This is a genomic window from Streptomyces callyspongiae, from assembly GCF_047200695.1.
Classification (GTDB): domain Bacteria; phylum Actinomycetota; class Actinomycetes; order Streptomycetales; family Streptomycetaceae; genus Streptomyces.
The window spans coordinates 213642-237875 of record NZ_JBJZOM010000008.1 but is presented as its reverse complement, the minus strand read 5'-3'; the positions used below and the strand labels follow the sequence as shown (position 1 = coordinate 237875).

Genomic DNA, 24234 nt, shown 5'->3' with positions numbered 1-24234 from the left:
GAGTCCCGCTCGACCGCGCCGCGGACCGTCGAGCTCGGCCCCACGGCGGCAAAGCTCATCGCCCTCGCGGCCGAGGTCATCGGCATTCCGGACGTCGACCCCTACGGCGACTTCTTCACACTCGGCGGCGACTCGATCATGGGCGTGCAACTGGTCTCCCGCGCCGCAGCCGAGGGCATGGAGATCATGGCGGCCGACCTCTTCCGGCACCGCACGGTGGCCGAACTCGCCGCCGTCATCGACGAGCGGAACGAGGGCGAGGAAGTGTCCACCACGGGCCTGCTGCCCCTCGCCCCCTTCCAGCGCGAGCTGTTCGCCCGTTCGGCACCCGCGTTGCCCACCGCAGTCCAGCAGTTCGCGCTGCCCGTCGACGCCGGTTTCTCGCCCGAGGCCGCCGCGCAGGCTCTCGCACTGCTGCTCCGCCGGCACCCGGGACTGCGCATGCGTTTCGCCGAGGGCGACGACGGCTGGGGCCAGCGCGACGCCGACTGGTCCGAGGAGGCCCTCACCGAGGCCGCCTACGTGCCGCTGATCGACCTCTCCGCACTTCCGGAGGATCGCAGGGAGAGCGCCGTCGCGCAGATGACGGACGAGATACGGGACGAGTTCGACCCCACGACCGGCCCGCTGGTGAAGGTCGCACTGTTCGATCTCGGTGAGGGGACGCGGCAACTCGTCTGGCTGTCCCACCTGCTGGTGGCCGACCTGCGGTCGCTGCAACTGCTGCTCACCGATTTCGCGGCCGCCGCGGAGCAGTTCCGGGACGGGGACCGCGCCGATCTGCTGCCGCCGACCCGCCCGTTCCCGCGCTGGGTCGAGCCGGCCGCACGGCACACCGTGGAGGAGACGAACGGCGAGGCCGGGACACCGCTGCCGCTCGGTGCCGGGGACGGTCCCGTGCAACGCTTCTCCACCGTGCTCGAGGCCGCCGAGGCCGACCGGCTGCTTGCCGGCGCGGCAGCCGCCTACCGGCTCACCCCCCGTGAGGTCGCCATCGCCGCCGTCGCCCGGGCCGCTCTGACCTCCGGGGGCGACGCGGACGTGCGGCTCGACGTCGAGGACGACGCCCGCGGCCTGGGCCTGGGCGACATCGACGTGAGCGAGAGCGTGGGACCGTTCGGGAGGACGCTGCCACTGGTTCTCGACCGTTCCGGCACCGAGGACACGGCCGCGTTGCTCACCTCCGCGAAGGACGCGCTGCGGGCCGCCTGCGGCCGCGAGGACACCACAGTCCCGACGACCGCTTCCCCGCCGCAGCTGCTGCTGCGCGACTTGGACGCGCTTGCCGAACTCCCCCGTCTGGGCTATCCCTTCATCCCCGACGGGCCGGTGGCACCACCCGCCTGGGACCCGGGCGCGGCGCCCGGAAGCCCCCTGGTCGTCACCACGTACAAGCTGGCCGGTCGCTGGCACATCGACTGGCTCGCCCGCGGTAACGAGGCCCACGCGCTGGCGGAACGGCTCTCCGGCCACGTCACCGAGGCCCTCGAAGCCATCGCCGTGCACTGCGACTCCGACGGGGCCGGCGGTGTCAGCCCCAGCGACTTCCCCCTGGCCGATCTCGACCCGGCGGCCCTGGCCGCTCTGACGGCCTCCCTCAAAGGCGACCCGCCCGGCGGCGGAGCCGACCCGACCGACGGCACGAGCACCGAGGTGATCCGATGAGGCTCGACGGCATCGAGGACGTCTACGAACTGTCCTCCATTCAGGAAGGTCTGCTCTTCCACAACCTGTACTCGCCGGGCGCCGGCGTCTACCTGGAGCAGATCACTCTCACTCTCAACGGCGACCTGGACGTGGACGCGTTCCGGCGTTCCTGGCAGACCATCGTCGACCGCCACCCCATCCTGCGCACCAGTTTCCACTGGGAGGGCGTGGGCAAGGCACTCCAGGTCGTGCACCAGCAGGTGCCGCTCGACCTGCCCGAGCTCGACTGGCGCGATGCCGGCGAGGAGGAACAGGAGGCGCGTTACGAGCAGTTCGCGCTCGAGGACCGCATGCGCGGATTCGCCTTCGACGAGGCGCCCCTCATGCGGACCGCGTTGCTGCGCACCGCCGACGACACCTGGCGGTTCTTCTGGAGCTTCTCCCACCTCCTCCTCGACGGCTGGTCCTTCGGCCTGTGCTTCTACGAGCTCACCCAGCTGTACAACGCGCTCGCCAAGGGCGAGGAGCCCCAGCTCGAGCCCGTCAAGCGCTACCGCGACTACGTCGCCTGGTGGAAGCGGCGCGACACCGAGGCTGCCGAGAAGTTCTGGGCAACCCACCTCGCCGACTTCGAGGCCCCCGAACGAGCGCTGGAACTCGGTTCGATCGACCGCCGCCCGCCCGGCCCCGGCGAGCCCAGCCACGGCATGCTGCCCGACCGCGACCTGGTCGCACTGGTCCCGCGGCTCGGCGAGGTCGCACGGGAGCACGGCATCACTGTCAACACCATCTGCCAGGGCGCATGGATGCTGCTGCTCAGCCGGTACCTCGGCCGGGACGACGTCATCGCCGGCTCCACCGGCACGCAGCGCCCGGCCGGCCTGCCCGGCGCCGAACAGATCATGGGCCCGATGCTCGCCACGATGCCGGTGCGTGCCCGCATCGACCACGACGCCGAGCTGATCCCGTGGCTGCGGGGGCTGCAGCAGGAGATGGCCGACGCCCGGGAGAACGCCGACATTCCGCTGCCCGAACTCCGCCGCATCGCGGAACTTCCCGGCGGGGCACCGCTCTTCGACATGGACCTCGCGTACGAGAACGTACCGGTGCCGGACATGACCCTGCACCGGTTGGAGATCGGCGAGTCCACCTACGACGGGCGGCCGCATTTCCCCATCACCATGATCATCATGCCGGGCGACCGGCTGCCGGTGCCGCGACTCGTCTACGACCGAACCCGGTTCCCCGACAAGGCCGCCGAGCGGCTCATCGAACACTTCTACACCGTGCTCACCGCCGTCATCGACGATCCCCACCGGCGGCTCGGCGAGATACCCGTGCTGCCCGAGAACGAGCGGGCGCAGCTGAAGGAGTGGACGGTCACCGAGCCGCAGCCCGTGCCCGGCTGCCTGCACGACCTCTTCGCCGAACAGGCCCGTGCCCGTCCCGGCGCCGTCGCGGCGGTCTGCGGTGCGCAGCGGCTGACGTACGCGGAACTGGACCGGCGGGCCAACCAGGTCGCGCACCGGCTCCGGGAGATGGGCGCCGGCCCGGACGCCCGGGTCGGCCTGGCCATGGAACGCTCGACCGACATGCTGGTCGCCGTACTCGGCGTCCTCAAGAGCGGGGCGGCCTACGTGCCCCTCGACCTCACCCACCCCGCCGAACGCACCGGCTGGACGCTCCGTGACGCCGACGTCTGCGCGCTCGTCACCCATGCCGAGGGCCGGGACCGCGCCCCGGATTTCCAGGGACCGGTGCTCGACCTCGACGCCGACGCCGACAGTGTCGACGCGCAGGACACCACTGCCCCGGAGCACGGTGCGTCCCCGGACTCCACGGCCTACGTCATCTACACCTCCGGCTCCACCGGCCGCCCGAAGGGTGTGGTCGTCACCCACCGCAACGTGGTCCGTCTGGTGACCGGATCCGGCACGCGCTTCGACTTCCGCGACGACGACGTGTGGAGCATGTTCCACTCCTACGCCTTCGACGTCTCGGTGTTCGAGACCTGGGGGGCCTTCCTCAACGGCGCCCGCCTCGTCGTGGTCCCCCGCGACACGGCGCGCTCCCCCGAGGACCTGCACGCCCTGCTCCGCGCGGAGGGCGTCACCGTGTTCAGCCAGACCCCGTCCGCCTTCAAGCAGTTCATGACGGTCGCACTCGGTGCCGACCCCGCCGACCCCGGGCTCCCGCTGCGCTACGTCGTCTTCGCCGGCGAGTACCTGGACATGCCCTCCCTCACCCCGTGGATCGAGCGGTACGGCGACGATGCCCCGCAGCTGATCAACATGTACGGCATCACCGAGGTGACCGTGCACTGCACCTTCCACCGGGTCACCGCGGAATCCATCGCCAGTGGGGTGCGCAGCAACATCGGCCGTCCGCTGCCGGACGTGCGCATCCACGTCCTGGACCAGCACGGCCGGCCCGCTCCCATCGGCGTCGGCGGAGAGATGTACGTCGGCGGTCCCGCTGTGGCCCGCCACTACCAGAACCTGCCCGAGGCGACGGCGGAGCGCTTCCTGCCCGACCCCCACGACGACCACCCCGATGCCCGCCTCTACCGCTCCGGCGACCTCGCCCGCTACCTGGAGAACGGCGAACTGGAGTTCCTGGGGCGTGCCGACCACCAGGTCAAGATCCGTGGCTTCCGTGTCGAGCCCGGGGAGATCGAGGCAGTGCTGCGCGGTCACCGGGACGTGACCGACATCGTGGTGCTGGCCCGCGAGGACACTCCCGGAGACCAGCGTCTCGTCGCCTACGCCGTCGCTGCCGAGCGCGACGGGCTCGCCGGTGAACTGCAGGACCTGGCCCGCCGTCATCTGCCCGAGCACATGGTGCCCTCGGCCGTCGTGCGCCTGGACGCGCTGCCGCTCACCGCCAACGGCAAGACCGACCGCGCCGCGCTGCCCTCTCCCGAAGGCGCCCGGCCCACCCTCGAGGCCGAGTACACCGCGCCGCGCACCGCCGTCGAGGAGAAGGCGGCCCAGGTGTGGGCGGAAGTCCTCGGTGTGGACCGGGTCGGCGTGCACGACGACTTCTTCGCCCTCGGCGGCCACTCGCTGCTCGCCACCCGTGTCGCGTTCAGCCTGTCCGCCGCGCTCGACGTCGAGGTGCCGGTCCGCACGGTGTTCGACCGGCCCACCGTCGCCGCCCTGGCAGCCTCGCTGGACGTGCCCGACAGCACGTCCGAGGACACCGCCGCCGCGCCCATTGCCCGGCGTGCCCGGGTCCGCCGCGGCGCCGAGGGAGGTGATCGGGCATGACCCAGGAGGAGACGTCCACCGCTGCGGCCCAGGCGCCCGGTGACGACGCCTTCGTGCTGCCCGCGACCTTCGGCCAGCGTCGGCTCTGGCTCCTCCAGGAACTCGAACCCGGCAGCGGGGCCGCCTACGTCGAGCACGTCGCGGTGCGCATGCGCGGCCCGCTGGACGGCGACGCCCTCCAGGCCGCGCTCGACCGGCTCGTCGAACGGCACGAGTCTCTGCGCACCGCCCTGACCCTCGTCGGCGAGGACCCGGTGCAGGCCGTGGCACCGCACCTGACCGTGCCGCTCACCCGCATCGACCTCACCGCCGAACCGGACCGGCTCGACGACGCCCTGCGCGACCACGTCGGCAAGCCCTTCGACCTCGCGCAGGCGCCGCTCTTCCGTGTCGCGCTGATCCGGCTCCGGGAGGACGACCACGCTTTCGTCGCAGCCTTCCACCACGCCGTGTACGACCAGTGGTCCGGCAGCGTGTTCATGCGGGAGCTGCTGACCTGCTACCGGGCCCAGCTCGACGGGACCCCCGTGGAGCTGCCGGAACTACCCATCCAGTACGGCGACTTCGCGGCCTGGCAGGAGGAACGGGCCGACAGCGCGCAGCAACGCGCCGAACTCGACCACTGGGCACGGCGCCTGTGGAACCTGCCCGTGCTGCACCTTCCCACCGATCACCCCCGTCCCTCCGTCCAGGCGCACCGGGGAGCCACCGTCACCGGCGAACTCCCCGCCGATCTGGTGCGGGCACTGGAGGAACTCGGCCGGGCCGCGGGCACCACACCGTTCATGACCTGTCTGGCCGCGTTCACCGCGGTGCTGCACGGCTGGACCGGGCAGGACGACATCGCGGTGGGCACCCCCGTGGCCGGCCGCGACCGGGCCGAGGTGCAGAACCTCATCGGCTTCTTCGTGAACAACCTGGTGCTGCGCACCGACCTCTCCGGCGACCCGAGCTTCACGCGGCTGCTGGAACGAGTGCGCGGCACCTGCCTGGAAGCGTACCGCCACGCCGAGGTGCCCTTCGAGCGGATCGTGGAACGGCTGGCGCCCGAACGGGACCTGTCGCGCAGCCCGCTGTTCCAGATCATGTTCGTCTTCGGCAACGTTCCGATGCCGACGACCGAGATCGGGGACCTGCGCATGGAGATGCTGCGCACCGACCCCGGTACCGCCAAGTTCGACCTGTTCTTCGCCCTCGTCCCGTACGGCGACGGCATGCGGGCCGTTCTCGAGTACGACACCGCACTGTTCGAGCCGTCCACCGCGCAGCGGCTGCTGGACCACTTCCGGCGGCTGCTCGCCGCCGCCGTCGCCGACCCCGACCGTCGCCTCACGCACCTGCCGCTCTCCTCGGCCGCCGAGGAACGACGTCTGGACGAGTGGGGCACCGGGCCGCGCCGTCCCCTGCCGGATCGGCCCCTGCCCCGGTGGTTCCCGGAGCGGGCCGGTGCCCATCCCGAGCGCACCGCCGTCGGCTGCGACCGCGAACGCCTCACCTACGGCGAGCTGGCCGATCGCTCCGCCCGGCTGGCCCGGTACCTCGAGGGCCGCGGTATCGGCCCCGGTTCCCGGGTCGCCGTCGCCCTGCCGCGCGACAGCGGGATGCCGGTCGCTCTCCTCGGGGTCCTCCGGGCCGGGGCCGCCTACGTGCCGATCGACCCCGAGCACCCCGCCGAACGCAACAGGTTCGTCCTCGACGACGCCTCGGCCTCCGCCCTCGTCACCACCGCCGACCTGGCCGAGCGGCTTCCGGCACCGGACCTCCCGGCCGTGCTGCTCGACCGGGACGCCGACGCCGTCGCCGCCTGCCCCGCCACGGCTCCGGACGCGGCGGGCCAGGACGACCCGGCCTACGTCATCTACACCTCCGGATCCACCGGACGCCCGAAGGGCGTCGTCGTGCCGCACCGTGCCTTGGCCAACCTGCTCGCCGCCATGGCCGAGAAGCCCGGCTGCGGCGAGCATGACGTGCTGGCGTCCGTGACCACGCTCTCCTTCGACATCGCCGCTCTCGAACTGTTCCTCCCGCTGGTCACCGGAGGCCGCGTCGAGATCGTCCCTTCCGACGAGGCTGCCGACGGCGAACGGCTCGCCGCCCGGCTGCGCCGGTGCGACGCCACCGTCCTGCAGGCCACGCCGACCACCTGGCGGCTGCTGCTGGACGCCGGCTGGCACCCCGGCGGGCGCCCGTTCACCGCCCTGTGCGGCGGCGAGGCCATGCCCACCGATCTCGCGCACGCCCTCGCGGCGACGGGTGCGGCCACCTGGAACATGTACGGGCCCACCGAGACCACCGTCTGGTCCGCGGCCCACCCGGTCCGCGGCGACGAGTCGACCGTGCCGCTCGGGCATCCCGTCGCCAACACCGAACTGCGGGTGACCCGACCCGACGGGCGGCGCTGCCCCGTCGGCGTCCCCGGCGAACTGTGGATCGCCGGCGAGGGACTGGCGGACGGCTACCTGAACCGTCCCGAACTCACCGCGGAACGGTTCGTCCCCCACCCGGACACGCCCGACGACCCCGACCGGCGCGCCTACCGCACCGGTGACCTCGCCCGCTACCGCGCCGACGGCACCCTGGAGTTCCTCGGCCGCACCGACCACCAGGTCAAGGTGCGCGGCGTCCGCATGGAACTCGGAGAGATCGAGGCCGCCCTCGCCGCCCACCCCGACGTGCGGGAAGCCGTCGCAGCCGTGCGCGAGGACACCACCTCCGGGGCCGGCCCGGAAGGTGCCACGGGCGACCTCCGGCTCGTCGGCTACCTGGTGCCCGAACCCGGCGCGGCGGACCTCGACGACCTGCCCCAGCGCGTGCACGCCCACGCCGTCGCCGAGCTGCCCGCCCCGATGGTGCCGGCCGCCTACGCGGTGCTGGATGCCCTGCCCCTCACCCCCAACCGCAAGGTCGACCGCAACCGGCTGCCCGCGCCGGAGACGACCGGCACCCGCCGCAGGGCGCACCTCGCGCCGCGCACCGACGCCGAACGCGCGATCGCCCGCGTCTGGTCCGAGGTCCTGGGCGTCGACGACATCGGTGTGCACGACGACTTCTTCGCGCTCGGCGGCCACTCCCTGCTCGCTGCCCGCGCCGCCGCCCGCCTGCGCAACCGCCTGGGGATCGACCTGCCGGTACGCGCGCTCTTCCAGAAGCCCGTGCTCGGCGAGCTCGCCGGCGCCCTCCCCCGTCCCGGTGACGACACCCGGCAGCTCACCCCCGTACCCCGTCTCCCCGAAACGGACGGTCCGCACGCCGGTTGCGTGCTGCTGCCCGCCTCCTTCCAGCAGCGCCGGGTCTGGTTCCTGCAGCAACTCGATCCCGACAGCGCCGGAGCGTACGTGCTCCACGGAGCACAGCGGCTGCGCGGCCCGCTGGACACCGGGGCGCTGCGCCGCGCTGCCGCCCTGCTGACCGAGCGGCACGAAACGCTGCGCACCTCCTTCACCGTCACGGACGACGAGCCGTTCCAGGTCGTCCACCCCACCGAGGCCGCTCCCGGGATGCTGCGCCTGGTCGACCTCACCGACGAGCCGGACGCCCTCGACGACCGACTCCGACAGGGCGCCACCAGCCCGTTCGACCTGGCCCGCCCGCCCCTGGCCCGCCTCACGGTGCTGCGGCTCGGCCCGGAGGAGCACGTACTCCAGCTCGTCCTGCACCACGCCATCGCCGACCGTCTGACCATCGACGTCCTCACCCGCGAGCTCGCTGCCGCCTACACCGCCGAGCAGGCCGGTGCGGCACCACAGCTCCCCGAACTCGCCGTCCAGTACGGCGACTACGCGGCCTCGCAGCAGGAGTGGCTCGACGGTCCGGAACCGGCGACGCAGATCGCCCACTGGCGTGAGCGCCTCGACGGGCTGCCCGTCCTGGACCTGCCCACCGACATGCCGCGTCCGGCCGCTCCCACGTACCGGGGCGCCACCCGCACGGCGGACCTGCCGCCCGAGCTGATGCGCCGCCTGGAGGAGCTCGCCGCCCGGCACGACGCCACGCTCTTCATGGTGCTGCTCGCCGGCTACGCCCTGCTGCTGTCGCGGTGGAGCGGGCAGGACGATTTCGCCATCGGTTCACCCATCGACAGCCGCAACCGTCCGGAGCTGGAGGGCCTGGTCGGGTATCTCACCAACAACCTGGTGCTCCGAGCGGACCTGGCCGAAGAGCCCTCCGTCGGCGAACTGATCCGCAGGGTCCGCGAGACCTGCCTCGACGCGTACGCGCACGGCGACGTGCCGTTCGAGAAGCTCGTCGAGGAACTCCGGCCCGAGCGCGACCTGACACGCAGCCCGCTGTTCCAGGCCATGTTCATCGCCGTCCACCTCGGGGCGCCCGGCATGGACCTCCCCGGCCTGGACAGCACACCGCTGACACCCGCAGCCGAGTCCGCCAAGTACGAGTTGACGTTCACCGTCTTCCCGCACGGCGACGGGCAGCGCGTCGTCGCCGAGTACCGCAGCGACCTCTTCCACGCCGCGACCGTCGGCCGCATGCTCGCCCAGTACGCCACGGTGCTGGAGCAATTGGCCGACGACGACGCGCGCCCAGTCGCCCGGATCGACGCGCTGCCCGCCGACGAGCACGCGCAGCTGGAGCGCTGGGGATTCGGACCGGCCCTCGACATCCCCGGAACCACCGTGGACGGCCTGCTGCGGCCCGGCTTCACCCGGTACGCCGACCGTGTCGCGGTCAGCCGGGGCGGTGAACGCCTCACCTATGCCGAACTCGACCGGCGCGCCAACCGGCTGGCGCACCGGCTGCGGGCCGAGGGCGCCGGCCGCGGCACGCTCGTCGCGCTGTTCATGGAGCGCTGCCCCGACATGATGGTCGCGCTGCTCGGCACGCTCCGCGCCGGAGCCGCGTACGTGCCGATGGAGGTCAACTTCCCCGAGGAGCGCCTGCGGTACCTCCTGGAGGACTCCGGGGCGGTCGCCGTCCTCACCCAGGACCACCTCGCCGGGGCGCTGCCGAAGACCACCGCGCGCGTACTGCGACTGGACGCCGACCGCGCCGAGATCGACGAGCAGCCCGCCACGGCACCGGAGCCCGCAACCGGCCCGGACGATCTCGCCTACGTCATCTACACCTCCGGATCCACCGGACGGCCCAAGGGCGTCGCGCTGCCCCACCGGCCCGTCGTCAACTTTCTGCTGTCCATGCGCGAGGAACCCGGCATGGACGCGGCGGACGTCGTGGCGGCAGCCAACACGGTGTCCTGCGACATGCCGGTCCTGGACCTCTACCTGCCGCTGCTGTGCGGCGCCCGCATCGAGATGGTCCCGCTGGACGAGGTGACCGACGGCGAGCGGCTTTCCGCAGCCCTCGCCGCTGCCGGCGTCACCTACCTCCAGGGCACCCCGACCACGTGGCGGGTGCTTCAGGAGGTCGGCTGGACACCGCCCTCCGGACTCGTCGCACTGGCCGGGGCCGAGAAGGTGCCCGCCGACATGGCGCACTGGCTCGCCGGGCACGGCGCGACCGTGTGGCACATGTACGGGCCCACCGAGACGACGGTCTGGTCCACGGTCCACCGGGTCGCACCCGAGGACGACCCGCTGCCGCTCGGGCATCCTGTCGCCAACACCGAACTGCTCGTCCTCGACCCCGGCCGGCGCCGCACCCCGATCGGTGTGCCCGGCGAACTGTTCATCGGCGGCGACGGACTGGCCCGCGGCTACCTGCAGCGCCCCGGGATGACCGAGGAACGCTTCGTCCCCGACCCCCGCGACCCGCAGCAGCGGCTGTACCGCACGGGCGACCTGGTCCGCTACCGGCCCGACGGCGCCCTGGAGTTCCTCGGCCGCACCGACTTCCAGGTGAAGCTGCGCGGCTTCCGCATCGAACTCGGCGAGATCGAAGCGGTGCTGCGCGCCCACCCCGCCGTCCGCGACGCCGTCGCCACCGTCCGCGAGGACACCGCGGGCGACCCGCGGCTGGTCGGGTACGTGGTGCTCGCCGAGCCGCGTGAGCAGGAAGGACTCGTCGAGGAACTGCACGCCGAGGCACGGGCCGTGCTGCCCGCCCACATGGTGCCCAGTGCGATGGTCGTCCTCGACGAGCTGCCCCTCACCCTGAACCGCAACAAGGTCGACCGTGCCAAGCTGCCCGCTCCAGAGGGGCGGCAGCGAGCAGGCCAGGGCGACTTCACCGCTCCCTCCGACCCGGGCCAGCGGCGCGTCGCCGACGTGTGGTCCGAGGTACTGGGCGTCGAGGAAGTCGGCGTGCACGACGATTTCTTCGCACTCGGGGGCCACTCCCTGCTCGCCACCCGGCTGGTGGCGGCGCTGCGCACCGCCACCGGCGTTCCCTTCGCCGTCCGCGACGTCTTCGAACGGCCCACCGTCGCCGGTCAGGCCGCTCTCCTGGAACAGGAGGGGGACCGCACCGGACCCCCTCCCATCGCGCCCCGCGGCACCGGTGGCGACGGCCCCTACGAGACAGTGCCGGCGTCCGCGCAGCAGCGCCGCGTGTGGTTCCTGGACCGCCTCTCCCCGCAGAGCGCCGGCGCCTACCTGATGCCCGGGGCCCTCCGCCTGCGCGGGGCCCTGGACACCGACGCGCTGCAGCGCGCGGTGGACACCGTGGTCGCGCGCCACGAGGCGCTCCGCACCTCCCTGGGCACCGAACGGGGTGAGCCCGTGCAGCACATCGCCCGCAGTGCCGCGCTTCCGGTCGAGCACGTCGACCTCACCGGAACGCCTCGGCAGGAGCGCGAGGAACGCCTGCACGACCTGCTGGCGGACGAGGCGAACCGGCCGCTCGACCTCTCCGTGGCACCCCTGGTCCGCATCACCCTGGCCCGGCTCGGCGACGACGACCACGTCCTCGCGGTCGTCTCCCACCACGCGATATCCGACCGGTTGTCCACCGAGATCATGGTCACCGAACTCACCCGGGCGTACGAGGCGTTCGTCGGGGGCGAAGTTCCGGACCTGCCGGCGGTGCCCGCCCAGTACGGCGACTACGCGCTGTGGCAGCGGCAGCACCTGGCCGGCGACCGGCTCGACGCCGAGGTGGCCCACTGGCGGGACCGCCTTGCGGGCGTCCCCGTCCTCGATCTGCCCACCGACGCGCCACGGCCCGCGAGCCAGACCCACACCGGCGCCGTCCGGTCCGTCGCACTGCCGCGGGCCACGGTGACGGACCTGGAGCGACTGGCGTCCGGCGAGGGGGGCACCCTGTTCATGGGGCTGCTCGCCGCCTTCACCGGCCTCCTGCACCGGCTCTCCGGCCAGGACGATCTGGCGGTCGGTACCCCGCACTCGGGCCGGGGGCACCCGCAACTGGGCGAAGCTGTCGGCTATTTCGCCAACACGCTCGCGCTGCGCTCGGATGCCGCCGGCGATCCGGCGTTCCGCGCCCTGATCGGACGGTTGCGCGAACGCTGCCTCGATGCCTACGAGCACGCCGAGGTGCCGTTCGAACGGCTGGTGGAGGAGCTCAGGCCGGAGCGGGATCTCTCCCGCAGCCCCCTGTTCCAGGTGCTGTTCATTCTGATGCCGCTGCCGGCCCCGACCCTGGACCTGCCCGGAGTGCGTGCAGAGCAGATGGAACTCCAGGGCAGCGGCGCGAAGTTCGACCTCACCCTCATCGTGCAGCCGGGAGCCGGGGACGACGACTGGCGACTGCACCTGGAATACAACAGCGACCTGTTCACCGCGGCCACCGCCGACCGGCTGCTCCAGCGGCTCCTCACCGTGATCCGCGCGGCCCTCGCCGCCCCGGACGCGCCGTTGTCCGAACTGCCCCTGCTCCCGGAGGAGGAGACCACCGCCCTCCGGCAGTGGGGAAGCGGCGCACCCTCCGCAGCGCTCCCGGACACCTGCGTACCGCAGCTGTTCGAGGCACAGGCAGCCCGGAGCCCGGGCCGCCTCGCCGTCCGATGCGGCGAAACGTCCCTCGGCTACGGCGAACTCGACGCCCGCGCCAACCACCTTGCGCACCGGTTGCGCGAACAGGGCGTGGGTCCCGGCACGCTGGTCGGGCTGTTCACCGAGCGGTCCACGGAGACCTTCGTCGGCCTGCTCGCCGTGCTCAAGGCCGGTGGTGCCTACGTGCCCGTCGAGCCGGCCCATCCGGCCGGCCGGGTCCGCGCCGTCCTCGATGCGTCGCGCGTCCGGCTGGTCCTTGTGACCGAGGAGACCGCCGCCCGGCTGCCCCGCTGCGACGCGCGGACACTGCTCATCGACGACAGGGTCGGGGAGCAGTCCGGCCATGCACCCGAGCCGGTCGCGGAACCGGACGACCTCGCGTACGTCCTGCACACTTCCGGCTCCACCGGCCGGCCCAAGGGCGTGGAGATCACGCACGGTGCTCTCTCCCACCTGCTCTCGGCCCTGACGGGACTGGGGTGGATCGACGAACACGCCCTGATGGCCGCTCCCACGACCCCCGCGTTCGACCTGTCCGTGCCCGACCTGTTCCTGCCGCTGGTCACCGGAGCCGGCATCGAGATCGTCCCGACCCGGGAGACCGGGGACGGTCCGGCCCTGGCCCGCAGGCTGCTGGACCGCGGCGTGACCGCGATGCAGGCCACGCCCACCACCTGGCAGCTGCTGCTGGACGCCGGCTGGGCACCCGGCGGCCCGTTCACCGCCGTCTGCGGCGGCGAACCGGTACCCGCCGATCTGGCGCGGCGGCTGCTGCGGGCCGGAGCGACCGTCTGGCACATGTACGGCCCCACCGAGGCCACCGTGTGGTCCACCGCGTACCGCGTGACCGGGGAGGAGACCAGACTGCCGCTGGGCGCGCCGCTGCCGGGCACCCGGCTGCGGGTGGCCGACAGCGAGGGCCGTACCAGCCCGGTGGGCGTGCCGGGCGAACTGTGGCTCGGCGGCGGCCAGCTGGCCCGCGGCTACCTCGACAGTCCCCGCCTGACCGCCGAACGGTTCGTGGCGCACGACGGGCAGCGCTGGTACCGCACCGGCGACGTGGTGCGCCATCGTGCGGACGGTGCACTGGAGTTCGTGGGGCGCGACGACTCGCAGGTCAAACTGCGCGGCTTCCGTGTCGAGCTCGGCGAGATCGAAGCCGTTCTCGGCGACCACCCGCAGGTCGCCCAGGCCGTCGCCGTCGTCCGCGAGACCCCTCTCCCCGGTCCGGCCGGCGGGGGAGGCGCCGCCACCGGTGACAAGCGCCTGATCGCCTATCTGGTCCCTGCCGCACCGGGCGACCTGGACGATGGCGGGGTGCAGGTGCTGCGCGCCGCAGCCGACCGATTGCCGGCGCACATGCTGCCCACCCGCGCCGTGGTGCTCGACGCGCTCCCCCTCACCGCCCACCGCAAGGTCGACCGCGCCGCGCTGCCGGCACCCGCCGACGACACGGCGACCGTGCCCGGCGACGCGTACCAGGCGCCGCGCACTCCCTCCGAGCGACGGCTGGCCGACCTGTTCGCCGACGCCCTCGGCCTGGAACGCGTCGGGGCGCACGACGACTTCTTCGCGCTCGGCGGCCATTCCCTGCTCGCCGCACGCGCCCACGCGCGCATCGAGGAGGAATGGCCCGGCGCACCCGGCGTGCGCGCCCTCTTCGAGCATCCCACCGTGGCCGGTCTGGCCGCCCTCCTCGACACCACCGGCGGCACCCGGCAGCAGGCGGACCCGGCTGCCGACGCCGTACTGGACGAGGGCATCCGTCCACGGCCCGGTCCGGACCGCCCCGCACCGCCGCGCCACACGCTGCTCACCGGCGGCACCGGCTTCCTCGGCGGCCACGTCCTGGCCCGGCTCCTCGCACACGGCGGAACCGAGGTGCACTGCCTCGTCCGCGCCGCCGACCGCGATTCCGCCCGTGACCGGCTCGTCGCCCACCTCGTCGCCCTCGACGTGTGGGAACCCGCATGGGAGGGCCGGCTGCACGCTGTCCCCGGCGACCTCGCCGCACCCCGACTGGGCCTGCCGCCGGACGACTTCGCCGCACTGGCCGAACTCTCCGATCTCGTCGTCCATGTCGGGGCGGTGGTGAACTACGCACTGCCGTACGCCGATCTGCGGGACGCCAACGTCGACGGCACCCGCGAAATCATCCGGCTCGCCACCGAAGGGCGGCCCACACCGCTCCACCTGGTCTCCAGCCGCGCCGTCTTCGGCAGCGCCCGGGGCGGCCGCGCCCTGCGCGAGGACGACGTCCCCACGAGCCCGCCCTACGACGACAACGGCTACGCGCAGACCAAGTGGACTGCCGAGCAGTTGGCGAGGGAGGCCGCACGGCGCGGGCTGCCCGTCGCCGTTCACCGGCCGGGACGCGTCGGCGGCGACAGCCGCACCGGCGCCTGGCGCAGCGACGACGTCGCCGGCCACATGATGCGCGCCTGCGCCCTGGTCGGCATGGTGCCCGACACCGACCTCGCCACCGATCTGGTGCCCGTGGACCAACTCGCCGCCGCTATGGCCGCCCTGGCGCTGCGGCCGGACGCTCTCGGCGAGACCTTCCACTACGCGCCGCCCGCCAAGGCGCCGCTGCGGCTCCTGCTGGACGCCCTGCCCGCGGCGGGGCATCCCGCACGGCTCGTGTCGCCGCGGGAGTGGTTCGAGGCGGTGCGTGCACGTGCCGACGGCGCCCACGATCCCGGACTCGACCTCGTGGTGCGCGACTACGCGCCGCTCGCCGACGGGCGGGCGGGGGATTGGCGCGAGCCGGACTACGACCACTCCACCACGACCCGGCTGCTCGGCGGCGACACCGGCTTCACCGCCACCGACAGCGCCCTGCTCGCCCGCTATCTGCGGGCGATGGACATCACCTCGTAAGACGGAGGAGACGTGCCCACACCACCCAGCACCGACCGCCCGGTCCTGATCGCCGGGGCAGGCATCGGGGGCCTCACCGCAGCCCTCGCGCTCGCCCGGCGCGGCTTGCCGGTCGCCGTCTACGAGCGGCGCGAGGGCAAGGAGATCGTCATGGCCGGCAGCGGCCTGACCATCTGGAGCAACGCCACCACCGCGCTCGGCAGCCTCGGACTGACCGACGCCCTCCTCGCCGCGGGCGAGGAGGTGCGCGGCGGCAACAGCGTCAACGAGCACGAGCGCGTCATCTACACGATGCGCACGGCCCGCCACACCTGGCCCGGCAGCGTCCCCTCGGTCAGCATCAGCCGCGGCGACCTCGCCGACCTGCTGATGGGCGCCTGCGAGGAAGCCGGTGTGCCGCTGCACCTGGGGCGGCGCTGCGTCGGCTACGAGGACGGTGCGGACGGGGTGACGCTGAAGCTCGAGGACGGCGAAACCGTCCGGGGCAGCGTGCTCGTCGGCGCCGACGGCATCCGCTCGGCGATCCTGACGCAGCTGAACGGCGGACTGCCGGAACCCCTGTACACCGGTCGTTCCACCTACCGCGGCATCAGTCCGTCCTCGGAGGGGCTGGAACCCGGACTCGTCTACATGTTCCACCACGCCGGGACCAAGGTCGGCGGCGGAGCCTGGCACGTCGGCCGCGACCGGGCCGCGTGGACGCTGAGCTGCGCCACCCCGCCCGGAGGCCGGGACGAGGCCGGCACCCTGCACCGGCGTGCCACGGAGCTCGCCGCCCCGCTGCCCGGACTCCCCAGCCGTCTGGTGGCCGCGACGCCTCCCGAGGCCGTGATCCGGACGGACATCTTCTACCACGACTGGCGCGAGCACTGGGGCGAGGGCCGGGTCACCCTGCTCGGCGACGCCGCGCACGCCATGCCCACCGACCTCGGGCAGGGAGCCTGCCAGGCCATCGAGGACGGAGTGGTGCTCGCCGACGTGCTCGCCTCGCACGAGGATCCGGTCGCCGCGCTCCGTGCCTACGAGGACCGGCGCATCGCCCGTGTCCGTTGGGTGCGCGAGCAGGTCATGCGCATGGTGAAGCTGCCCCAGATCGAGAACCGCCTGGTCAAGTGGCTGGTCAACAAGCTGGTCGCACCGGTCGTGATCGCGTTCAAGCAGCGCGCCCTGTGGCGGGAACTCCAACGCCCGCCGCTGCCGGTGGAGGAGGCGCACGGATGACCGCCGAGGTGCCCCGTCCCCTGTCCTGGCTCACCCCGGACGAGGACGCCTGGCGGGCGGAAGTCGCCCGTTTCGCCGAGAAGGCGGTGGCCCCTCGCGCCGCCGCCATGGATGCCGAGGCCCGCTTCCCGGACGAACTGCTCACCGAACTTGCCGCGGCCGGCCTGCTCGGCGTGCAGGTGCCGGAGTCGTACGGCGGCCGCGGCGGCGGGCTGTTCCACGTCGTCCTGGCGATCGAGGAACTCGCGAAGGCCGATCCGGCCACGGCCGTCCTCGTCGACGTGCAGAACGCCCTGGTGACCCAGGCGCTCCTGAGCCACGGGACCGGGGACCAGAAGCGCGGCCACCTGCCCGTGCTGGCCGGTGGCACCGTCGGGGCCTTCGCGCTCTCCGAGGAGCACTCCGGCAGCGACGCCCTTGCCCTGGCCACCACCGCCACACCCGACGGGCAGGGCTACGTCCTCGACGGCACCAAACGCTGGATCACCAACGCCGCCGAGGCCGGACTGTTCCTGCTGCTCGCACGCGTACCGGACCGAGGGGTCACCGCCTTCCTCGTCGACCGCTCGGCGGAGGGGCTCACGGTCGGCGAACGCACCCCGAAGATGGGCATCCGGGCCACCTCCACCTGCGAGGTGCACCTCGAGGCCGTGCGGGTCTCCGCCCGTTCCGTCCTCGGCCGGCCCGGGCAGGGCGACGTCGTCGCCGTGAGCACGCTGGACATCGGCAAGCTCGGCATCGCCGCCCAACTGGTCGGCCTCGCCGACGGCGCGCTGTCCGCAGCCGTCGCCTACGCACAGGAGCGCGAGCAGTTCGGCCGTCCGATCGGCGCCTACCAGGGAGTCCGCTTCCCGCTGGCGGAGGCGGGCGCGGCGCTCGACGCCGCCCGCGTGCAGCTGTACAACGCGACGCGGCTCGCACAGCACGGCGCGGAGCACGCCGAACTGACGCGGGCCACCTCGACCGCCAAGTACCTGGCCTCCCAGTGCGCCGAGCGCACCGCCTCCCTCGCCGTCGAAGTGCTCGGCGGCAACGGCTTCGCCGTCCACGGAGGAGTGGAGAAGCTCTACCGCGACGCGAAGGTCGGCACCATCTACGAGGGAACCTCCAACATGCAGTTCCGGACCCTCTCCGCCCTGCTGCTCCGCGGCGTCGCCGAACACTCGGGAGACGCCGCGGCCACGGACCAGGACCTCAGGGGCGGCGCGGCGAGGACGGAGGCCGCACCGTGACACGGCCCTCCGCCCCGCACATACGCCCGCTGCGGCTGTTCTGCCTCCCCTACGCCGGCGGTTCCGCGGCTCGCATCTACCACGACTGGGCGCGCCTGCTCCCGGAGCACGTGGAGCTGTGGCCGCTGGAACTGCCGGGCCGCGGCAGCCGGATGGTCGAAACGCCCTGCTCCACCGTGGACGCCCTGGTCGACGACCTGGTGCACACCGCGCTCGGCGCGATCGACGGACCCTATGCCCTGTTCGGACACAGCCTGGGCGGACTGCTCGCCTTCGAACTCGCCCGGCGTCTGGAACACGCCCACCGGCGGCCGGCGGCCCACCTGCTGGTCTCCGCCTTCGAAGCCCCCGACCTGCCCACCGAACCCGACCGCGACCACCTGCTGCCGGACGACGAGTTCCGGCTCCGTCTCCACGAACTGGCGGGCACACCCAAGGAGGTCATCGACAACGACGACCTGATGGAACTGCTGATCCCGGTGCTGCGCGCCGACTTCACCGCGGTCAACACCTACCGGCTGGGTTCTCCGTGGCTCCGGCTGAACTGTCCGCTCACCGTTTTCGGCGGCCTCGACGACCCGGAAGCGCCTCCGCACACCCTGCGCGCCTGGCAGCACCGCTCCACCGGCCCGTTCCGGCTCCGCCTGCTGCCCGGCGACCACTTCTTCCTCCACACCGAACAGTCCCTGTTGATCGACGCGGTCCTCGACGCGCTCGACACCGCCGAAGCGGACGCCGGAGAGCGCCGCGAAAGGAAGGCCTGATGCGCCCCTGGCTGTACAACACCCTCTACCGGCTCGGCGTCGCCCCCTGGGACACCGGAGTACGTCCCCACCTGACCGAGTTGCTGGATTCCGGCCGGATCAAGCCCGAGGAGGGCCGCCGCAGGGTCCTCGACCTCGGCTGCGGCACCGGTTCGGAATCCGTTCACCTCGCGGAGAACGGCTTCGAGGTGGTCGGGGTCGACTATTCCTCCGTCGCGCTGGACCGCGCCCGCGCACTCGCCCGGCACAAGGGGGTGGAGGACCAGTGCCACTTCGTGCACGGCGACATCAGCTCCCACCCCATTCCCGGTGTCGAGGGCACGTTCGACGTGGTCCTCGACTTCGGAGCCCTGGACGACATGACGGGCGACCCCCGCCGCGGCATGGCCGACCTCATCCACCGCTACTCGCGCTCCGGCGCCGTCTTCGTGCTGTGGTGCTTCTACGCCCGCAAGGAGGACGTGCCCCGCTTCCGGTTCGCCGGCGTGTCCAAGATGCACAGCATGCTCGAACCCGGTGAGGAACAGGATCTGTTCGGCGCCGACTTCACGATCGAACACCTCGACTCCCCGGAGCACACCGCGTGTTTCGTGATGACGAAGAAGTGACGGCCCGGACACCGGCGGGCCCGGCCGAGCGGACGACGGTCCCCTCGGCCGGGCCCGGCGAGAAACGGCTCACCCTGCTCGTCGTCTGCTCCGCCCTCTTCCTCGCCCTGCTCGACTCCACCGTCATCAGCCTGGCGCTGCCCACCGTGCAGCGCGACCTGAACGCCGGTGTCGAGGGCCTGCAGTGGATCGTGGACGGCTACATCCTGCTGTACGCGGCGCTGCTGCTCACCGGTGGAACGCTGGGCGACCGCTTCGGCCGGCGCCGGGTCTTCCTGGGAGGCATGGCCGTCTTCCTCGCGGGCTCGCTGCTGTGCGCGCTCTCCGGATCGGTGGCCACGCTCATCGCGGGACGGGCCGTCCAGGGCGTCGGTGCGGCTGCCGTCACGCCGCAGACCCTCGCGATCCTCGCGCAGGTCTTTCCCGGCGAACGCGAGCGGGCCCGTGCCTTCGGCACCTGGTCCGCCGTCTCCGGGCTGGCGCTGCTCCTCGGGCCGGTCGCCGGGGGAGCCCTGGCCGAGCTCTTCGGCTGGCAGAGCGTGTTCCTGCTGAACCTGCCGATCGGCCTGGTGGCCCTCGCCGCCGGACGGCGCCTGCCCGCCGCGACGGCCGTGCGGACGCCGCGTCCGCTGGACCCGGTGGGGCAGCTGCTCGCCTTCGCCTCACTCGCGCCGCTGACCTACGGACTGGTGGAGGGGCCCCGCTCGGGCTGGCACAGCATGCCCGTGGTCGCTGCTCTCGCCGTCGCCGTCGCCTCTGCGGGTGCGCTGCTGGTCTTCGAGCGCCGCACCGCGCATCCCATGCTGCGGCTGGACCTCTTCCGGATCCGTACCTTCTCCGGAGCCACCGCGGTCACTTTCCTCGTGGCCTGCGGACTCAACGCCGGGTTCCTGCTGCTCAGTCTGATGCTCCAGGTCCTGGGCGGGGCCGACGCGTCGGTTGCCGGCCTACGGCTGCTGCCCACCATGGCCGCGATCGTCGTCGCCGCGGCGGTGGCCGGACGCGTCTCCGCGCGGTTCGGCCCCCGGCCACTCGTCCTGGTGGGCACGGCCACCGCGGGGATCAGCCTGATCTCCCTGGGAGCCCTCGCGGTCGGTGAACGGTACGTGCTGTGGTGGCCGCTGCTGGTGCTCATGGGACTGGGTATCGGCATGGTGATGTCCCCGAACAACGCGGCGCTGGTGGGCAGCGCACCGTCGGACGCCTCCGGCCAGGCGGCGTCGATGGGTGCGGCGTCCCAGCAGGTCGGGGCCCTGCTCGGAGTGGCGTCGCTGGGTCTGTTCCTCACCGGGGCGGTGCTGGGCCGGGCCGGTTCCGGCGGCAACGGGGGAGAGGATCCGTCCGCCGGTGCGGCACCGGACGGACTTGCGGCGGCGCTGGAGAGCGGGCTGCTGGCGGCGGGGACCTGCTACCTCCTCGCAGCGGTGGTGGCCGCGCTGCTGATCCGGACGAATCGGCAGGACTGACGTACCGGTGAGCCGCGCGCCACCGGTGGCGCGCGGCTCACCGGTACGTTCGGGGGACGCGCGCCCCGATGCCGGTCACCAGCTCGTTGGTGAGGGTTCCCAGTGGCCGGGCCCACTGCGCGGCGGTGGGCTCCCCGGCATCGCCGGGGCCGAACAGCACGACCTCGTCCCCCGCCGCGGCCTCCGCGGTGCCGAGGTCGAGCATGAACTGGTCCATGCACACGCGTCCGGCGATCGTGCGCCGTCGTCCGGCTGCCAGCACGGGCGCCACGCCGCCGGCCTGCCGCGGAACGCCGTCGGCGTAGCCCAGCGGGACCAACCCCAGGTGCGTGGCGCACGTGGTGGTGTAGACGTGGCCGTAGGAGACGCCCTGTCCGGCCGCGGCCGGTTTCACCTGCGCCAGTCGGGCCGCCAGAGTCATCGCGGGGCGCAGGTCGTGCGGCGCGAGCGGCCGGTCCGGCCAGAGTCCGTACACGGCGATGCCGGGACGCACCAGGTCGAAGTGCGCATCGGGAAGGGTGAGTGTGGCCGCGGAGTTGGCCAGATGACGCATCTGGGGGCGTGCCCCTGCCCGTTCGGCGACCTCCAGCGCCTCCCGGAACGCATCGAGCTGCCGGCGGGTCCGTGGCTGCCGGGGGTCGTCGTCGGAGCCGAGGTGCGACCACACGCCGACCAGTTCGATCAGGCCGTCCGCCTGGGCCTTCAGCGTGTCCTCCACAAGGTGCAGCCACTGCGACGCCGCGGCGCCGCCCCGTCCCAGGCCGGTGTCCACTTTCAGGTGTACGCGGGCGGGAACTCCTGCCCGGGCGGCGCCCTCGGCGATCTCCCCGACGGCCCATGGCTCGCTCGCCGACACGTCGATCCCCGCCGCCGCGGCCGACTCCCACGGAGCTCCGGGAGTGTGCAGCCAGCACAGGACGGGTGCGTCGATTCCGGCATCGCGCAGCCGCAGCGCCTCGGCCAGGGTGGCGGTGCCCAACCAGCGGGCTCCGGCAGCGAGTGCGGCCCGCGCCACGGGCACTTCCCCGTGCCCGTACCCGTCGGCCTTGACGACCGCCATCACCTCCGCGCCGCGTGCGGCCTCCCGCAGCAGCCCCACGTTGTGGCGTACGGCTCCGAGATCGACGGTCGCCTCGGCGGCGTGTGCATTTCTCACATTCAGCACGGTACGAGCAGGTGGCGATGCGGGAGCAGCCGCACGCGTCGTGCCCGATGGTGCGGCCCGGTCGGGTACCCCGATCGGGTACCCCGACAGTCCACTCCGAACGGCGCATCGACGAAGGGCGATTTTCGGCCATGGCTGGATGTCGCAAAACCGGCGTGTTCCGGCAGGGGCGGAGCCTGGTTCCGTCAGGAGGACATCGTCTCTGCCGCATCGTCACGCCGATGAAACCCCCTCTTCGATGTCGCCGGCAAAGCAAAGGAGTCGGGCCGGAGGGTGCGGTGGGTCGCCGCATTTCCCGCGCGGGAAACCGTGGTTGAAATGCAAACGAATTTAGCTGTAGGGCGCAGCGACCGTGTATGTGTCTCCGGATATGTGTTTGGCGTGAACCTGACGAGTAGAAATGCGAGTTCCTGTTCTCGACGTGCGGTTTCGGAGGGGTGTGTGGTGCTGCTTCACCGCATCTCGATCTCAAACATGGAAGCGCTTCATTTTGCACTTCCTGGTCTTCTTCCCGCCTGCCAAACGGAGTTGTAGCGTCCGCAGTTGGGCGCGCGCCAGGAGGGTGGCTCACGCCTCGCCCCCGAGTGGCGGTCCGGCAGGCCCCATCGCCGGACTCGGACGGCACCCCCCCAATGAGTCGCATACACACGAGGAGAGTGGCTGGTGAACCACGAGGCGATCCACCGTTCCGATGCTCCCGAACTGGTCGGAGACAGTGCTCTCGGTCGGCTGGAAGTCATGATCTTTCATCGGGACGAGATCTTCCGCAGTGGATTGAAGACTCTGCTGCGGTCTCTTCCGGGTGTGTCCGGAGTCCATGTCACCGACAGTGCGACGAGGGCCCGTACCGCTCTGATCGACCGGCGGCCCGACGCAATGCTGGTGTCTTCCTCCCTCGATGCATCCACCCTCAAGGATCTGCTGACGGCCGCGGAGCGGGCGGATGTCAAGACACTGCTGCTGCTGTCCTCGCTCGACCGCGAGCGGGTGCGCCGAGCCAGCCGGCTCTCCGCCCAGGGGTTCCTGCTCGAGCCCGGCCTCGACGCCACCGGTCTGATGCAGGCACTGAACACCGTCGCCCGCGGCGAGATAGCGGTTCCCCCGCTCCTGGTGCAGGAGCTCCTGACCGAGATGAAGACAGGTGGCAGGGCCGACACCGGGCCGCAGCTGACTCCGCGCGAGGAAGCCGCTCTCTCGTTGCTGGTCGAGGGTATGAGCAATAAGCAGATCGCCCGGCGGCTGGGCATCTCCGAGCACGGAGCCAAGCGCCACGTCTCGAATGTCCTCGCCAAGTTGAACTGCCCGAACCGGACGGTCGCGGCCGTGGTCGCGGTCGAGGAGGGACTGATCCCGGCGCCCCGCCACTGAGACCCGGCAGGCCTCGGCGGAAGGTGAGTGCGGGCGTGGTGATACCCGATCGGCCACCTCCGCCGGGCTGCCCGATCTCGTACCGAGTTCGGCGGTCGCTGCGACCGCGGTGCGCTCCTAGGGTCCGCAGTACCGCTGCCCGCACGCGACGAGCTGCGAAAGGCTGACCGACCATGACCCCTGCCGTCCCCGGCCGCCTCGCCTCTCCGGCACGGACGACCGACCGGTTCCGCACCATGATGAGCGCCTTCCCCAGCGGAGTCGCCGTGATCACCGCCGTCGACGAGTCGGGCGACCCGCACGGCATGACCTGCACCTCGCTCTGCAGTGTCAGCGTGACGCCGCCGACCCTGCTGGTGTGCCTGGACGAACGCAGCGGCACCCTCGGGGCACTCGCCGCGGGGGGCCTGTTCGCCGTGAACCTCCTGCACGCACGGGGCCGTACCGCCGCCGAACTGTTCGCCGGCCCCGTTCCGGACCGCTTCTCGCGGATCGGCTGGGAACCCTCGCCGCTGCACGGGATTCCGGCGCTGACCGGGCACGCCCACACGGTGGCGGAATGCCGGGTGGCCCGGTCGGTACCGGCGGCCGACCACACCATCGTCGTGGGCGAGGTGCGGAACGTCCTGGAACTGCCGGAGGCAGCCGACCCGTTGATGTACGGGCGGCGCAGCTACGGCCGGTGGACGGATGCCGGCGGGGTCACCGCGCTCTGACCCCGCCGGCCGCTCCGTCCCCGCCTGCACCAT

General features: G+C 72.6%; 11 protein-coding genes. 10 read left to right on the top strand and 1 reads right to left on the bottom strand.

What is annotated here, in order from left to right:
• The 8 genes from ACL06G_RS10375 to ACL06G_RS10340 form a co-directional block, all read left to right on the top strand.
• On the top strand, positions 1 to 1665 hold a 1665-nt coding region (locus ACL06G_RS10375; RefSeq protein ID WP_412785844.1), incomplete at its 5' end, for a condensation domain-containing protein.
• On the top strand, positions 1662 to 4916 hold the full coding sequence (locus tag ACL06G_RS10370) for a non-ribosomal peptide synthetase (RefSeq protein ID WP_412835756.1): 3255 nt from the start codon (positions 1662 to 1664) through the stop codon (positions 4914 to 4916). The genes ACL06G_RS10375 and ACL06G_RS10370, both read left to right, overlap by 4 nt.
• Positions 4913 to 15661 (top strand): non-ribosomal peptide synthetase, encoded by a 10749-nt coding sequence (locus ACL06G_RS10365; RefSeq protein ID WP_412835755.1) that lies wholly within the window; start codon positions 4913 to 4915, stop codon positions 15659 to 15661. The genes ACL06G_RS10370 and ACL06G_RS10365 overlap by 4 nt, the downstream gene beginning before the upstream one ends.
• Positions 15662 to 15673: 12 nt before the next feature.
• A complete protein-coding gene (locus tag ACL06G_RS10360; protein WP_412785847.1) occupies positions 15674 to 16882 on the top strand; it encodes an FAD-dependent oxidoreductase in 1209 nt (402 codons plus the stop codon).
• Positions 16879 to 18114 (top strand): acyl-CoA dehydrogenase family protein, encoded by a 1236-nt coding sequence (locus ACL06G_RS10355; RefSeq protein WP_412785848.1) that lies wholly within the window; start codon positions 16879 to 16881, stop codon positions 18112 to 18114. Before ACL06G_RS10360 ends, ACL06G_RS10355 begins: the two co-directional genes overlap by 4 nt.
• Positions 18111 to 18878 carry a thioesterase II family protein gene (locus ACL06G_RS10350; RefSeq protein WP_412785849.1) on the top strand — a complete coding sequence of 256 codons (768 nt, stop codon included), beginning with the start codon at positions 18111 to 18113 and terminating at the stop codon, positions 18876 to 18878. Before ACL06G_RS10355 ends, ACL06G_RS10350 begins: the two co-directional genes overlap by 4 nt.
• Positions 18878 to 19486 (top strand): class I SAM-dependent methyltransferase, encoded by a 609-nt coding sequence (locus tag ACL06G_RS10345; protein WP_412785850.1) that lies wholly within the window; start codon positions 18878 to 18880, stop codon positions 19484 to 19486. Before ACL06G_RS10350 ends, ACL06G_RS10345 begins: the two co-directional genes overlap by 1 nt.
• Positions 19462 to 20952, top strand: a complete 1491-nt coding sequence (locus ACL06G_RS10340; protein ID WP_412785851.1) for an MFS transporter — start codon at positions 19462 to 19464, stop codon at positions 20950 to 20952. The genes ACL06G_RS10345 and ACL06G_RS10340 overlap by 25 nt, the downstream gene beginning before the upstream one ends.
• A gap of 37 nt (positions 20953 to 20989) precedes the next feature.
• Here the strand turns inward: ACL06G_RS10340 and alr are convergent, their stop codons facing one another.
• Positions 20990 to 22114: an alanine racemase gene (gene alr / locus ACL06G_RS10335; RefSeq protein ID WP_412785982.1), complete on the bottom strand. Its 1125-nt coding sequence runs from the start codon at positions 22112 to 22114 to the stop codon at positions 20990 to 20992.
• Between the two features lie 666 nt (positions 22115 to 22780).
• Here alr and ACL06G_RS10330 point away from each other — a divergent pair.
• Both ACL06G_RS10330 and ACL06G_RS10325 read left to right on the top strand, forming a co-directional pair.
• A complete protein-coding gene (locus ACL06G_RS10330; protein WP_412785852.1) occupies positions 22781 to 23485 on the top strand; it encodes a LuxR C-terminal-related transcriptional regulator in 705 nt (234 codons plus the stop codon).
• Positions 23486 to 23658: 173 nt separating this feature from the next.
• Positions 23659 to 24201 (top strand): flavin reductase family protein, encoded by a 543-nt coding sequence (locus tag ACL06G_RS10325; RefSeq protein WP_412785853.1) that lies wholly within the window; start codon positions 23659 to 23661, stop codon positions 24199 to 24201.
• The last annotated feature ends 33 nt before the right edge of the window (positions 24202 to 24234 follow it).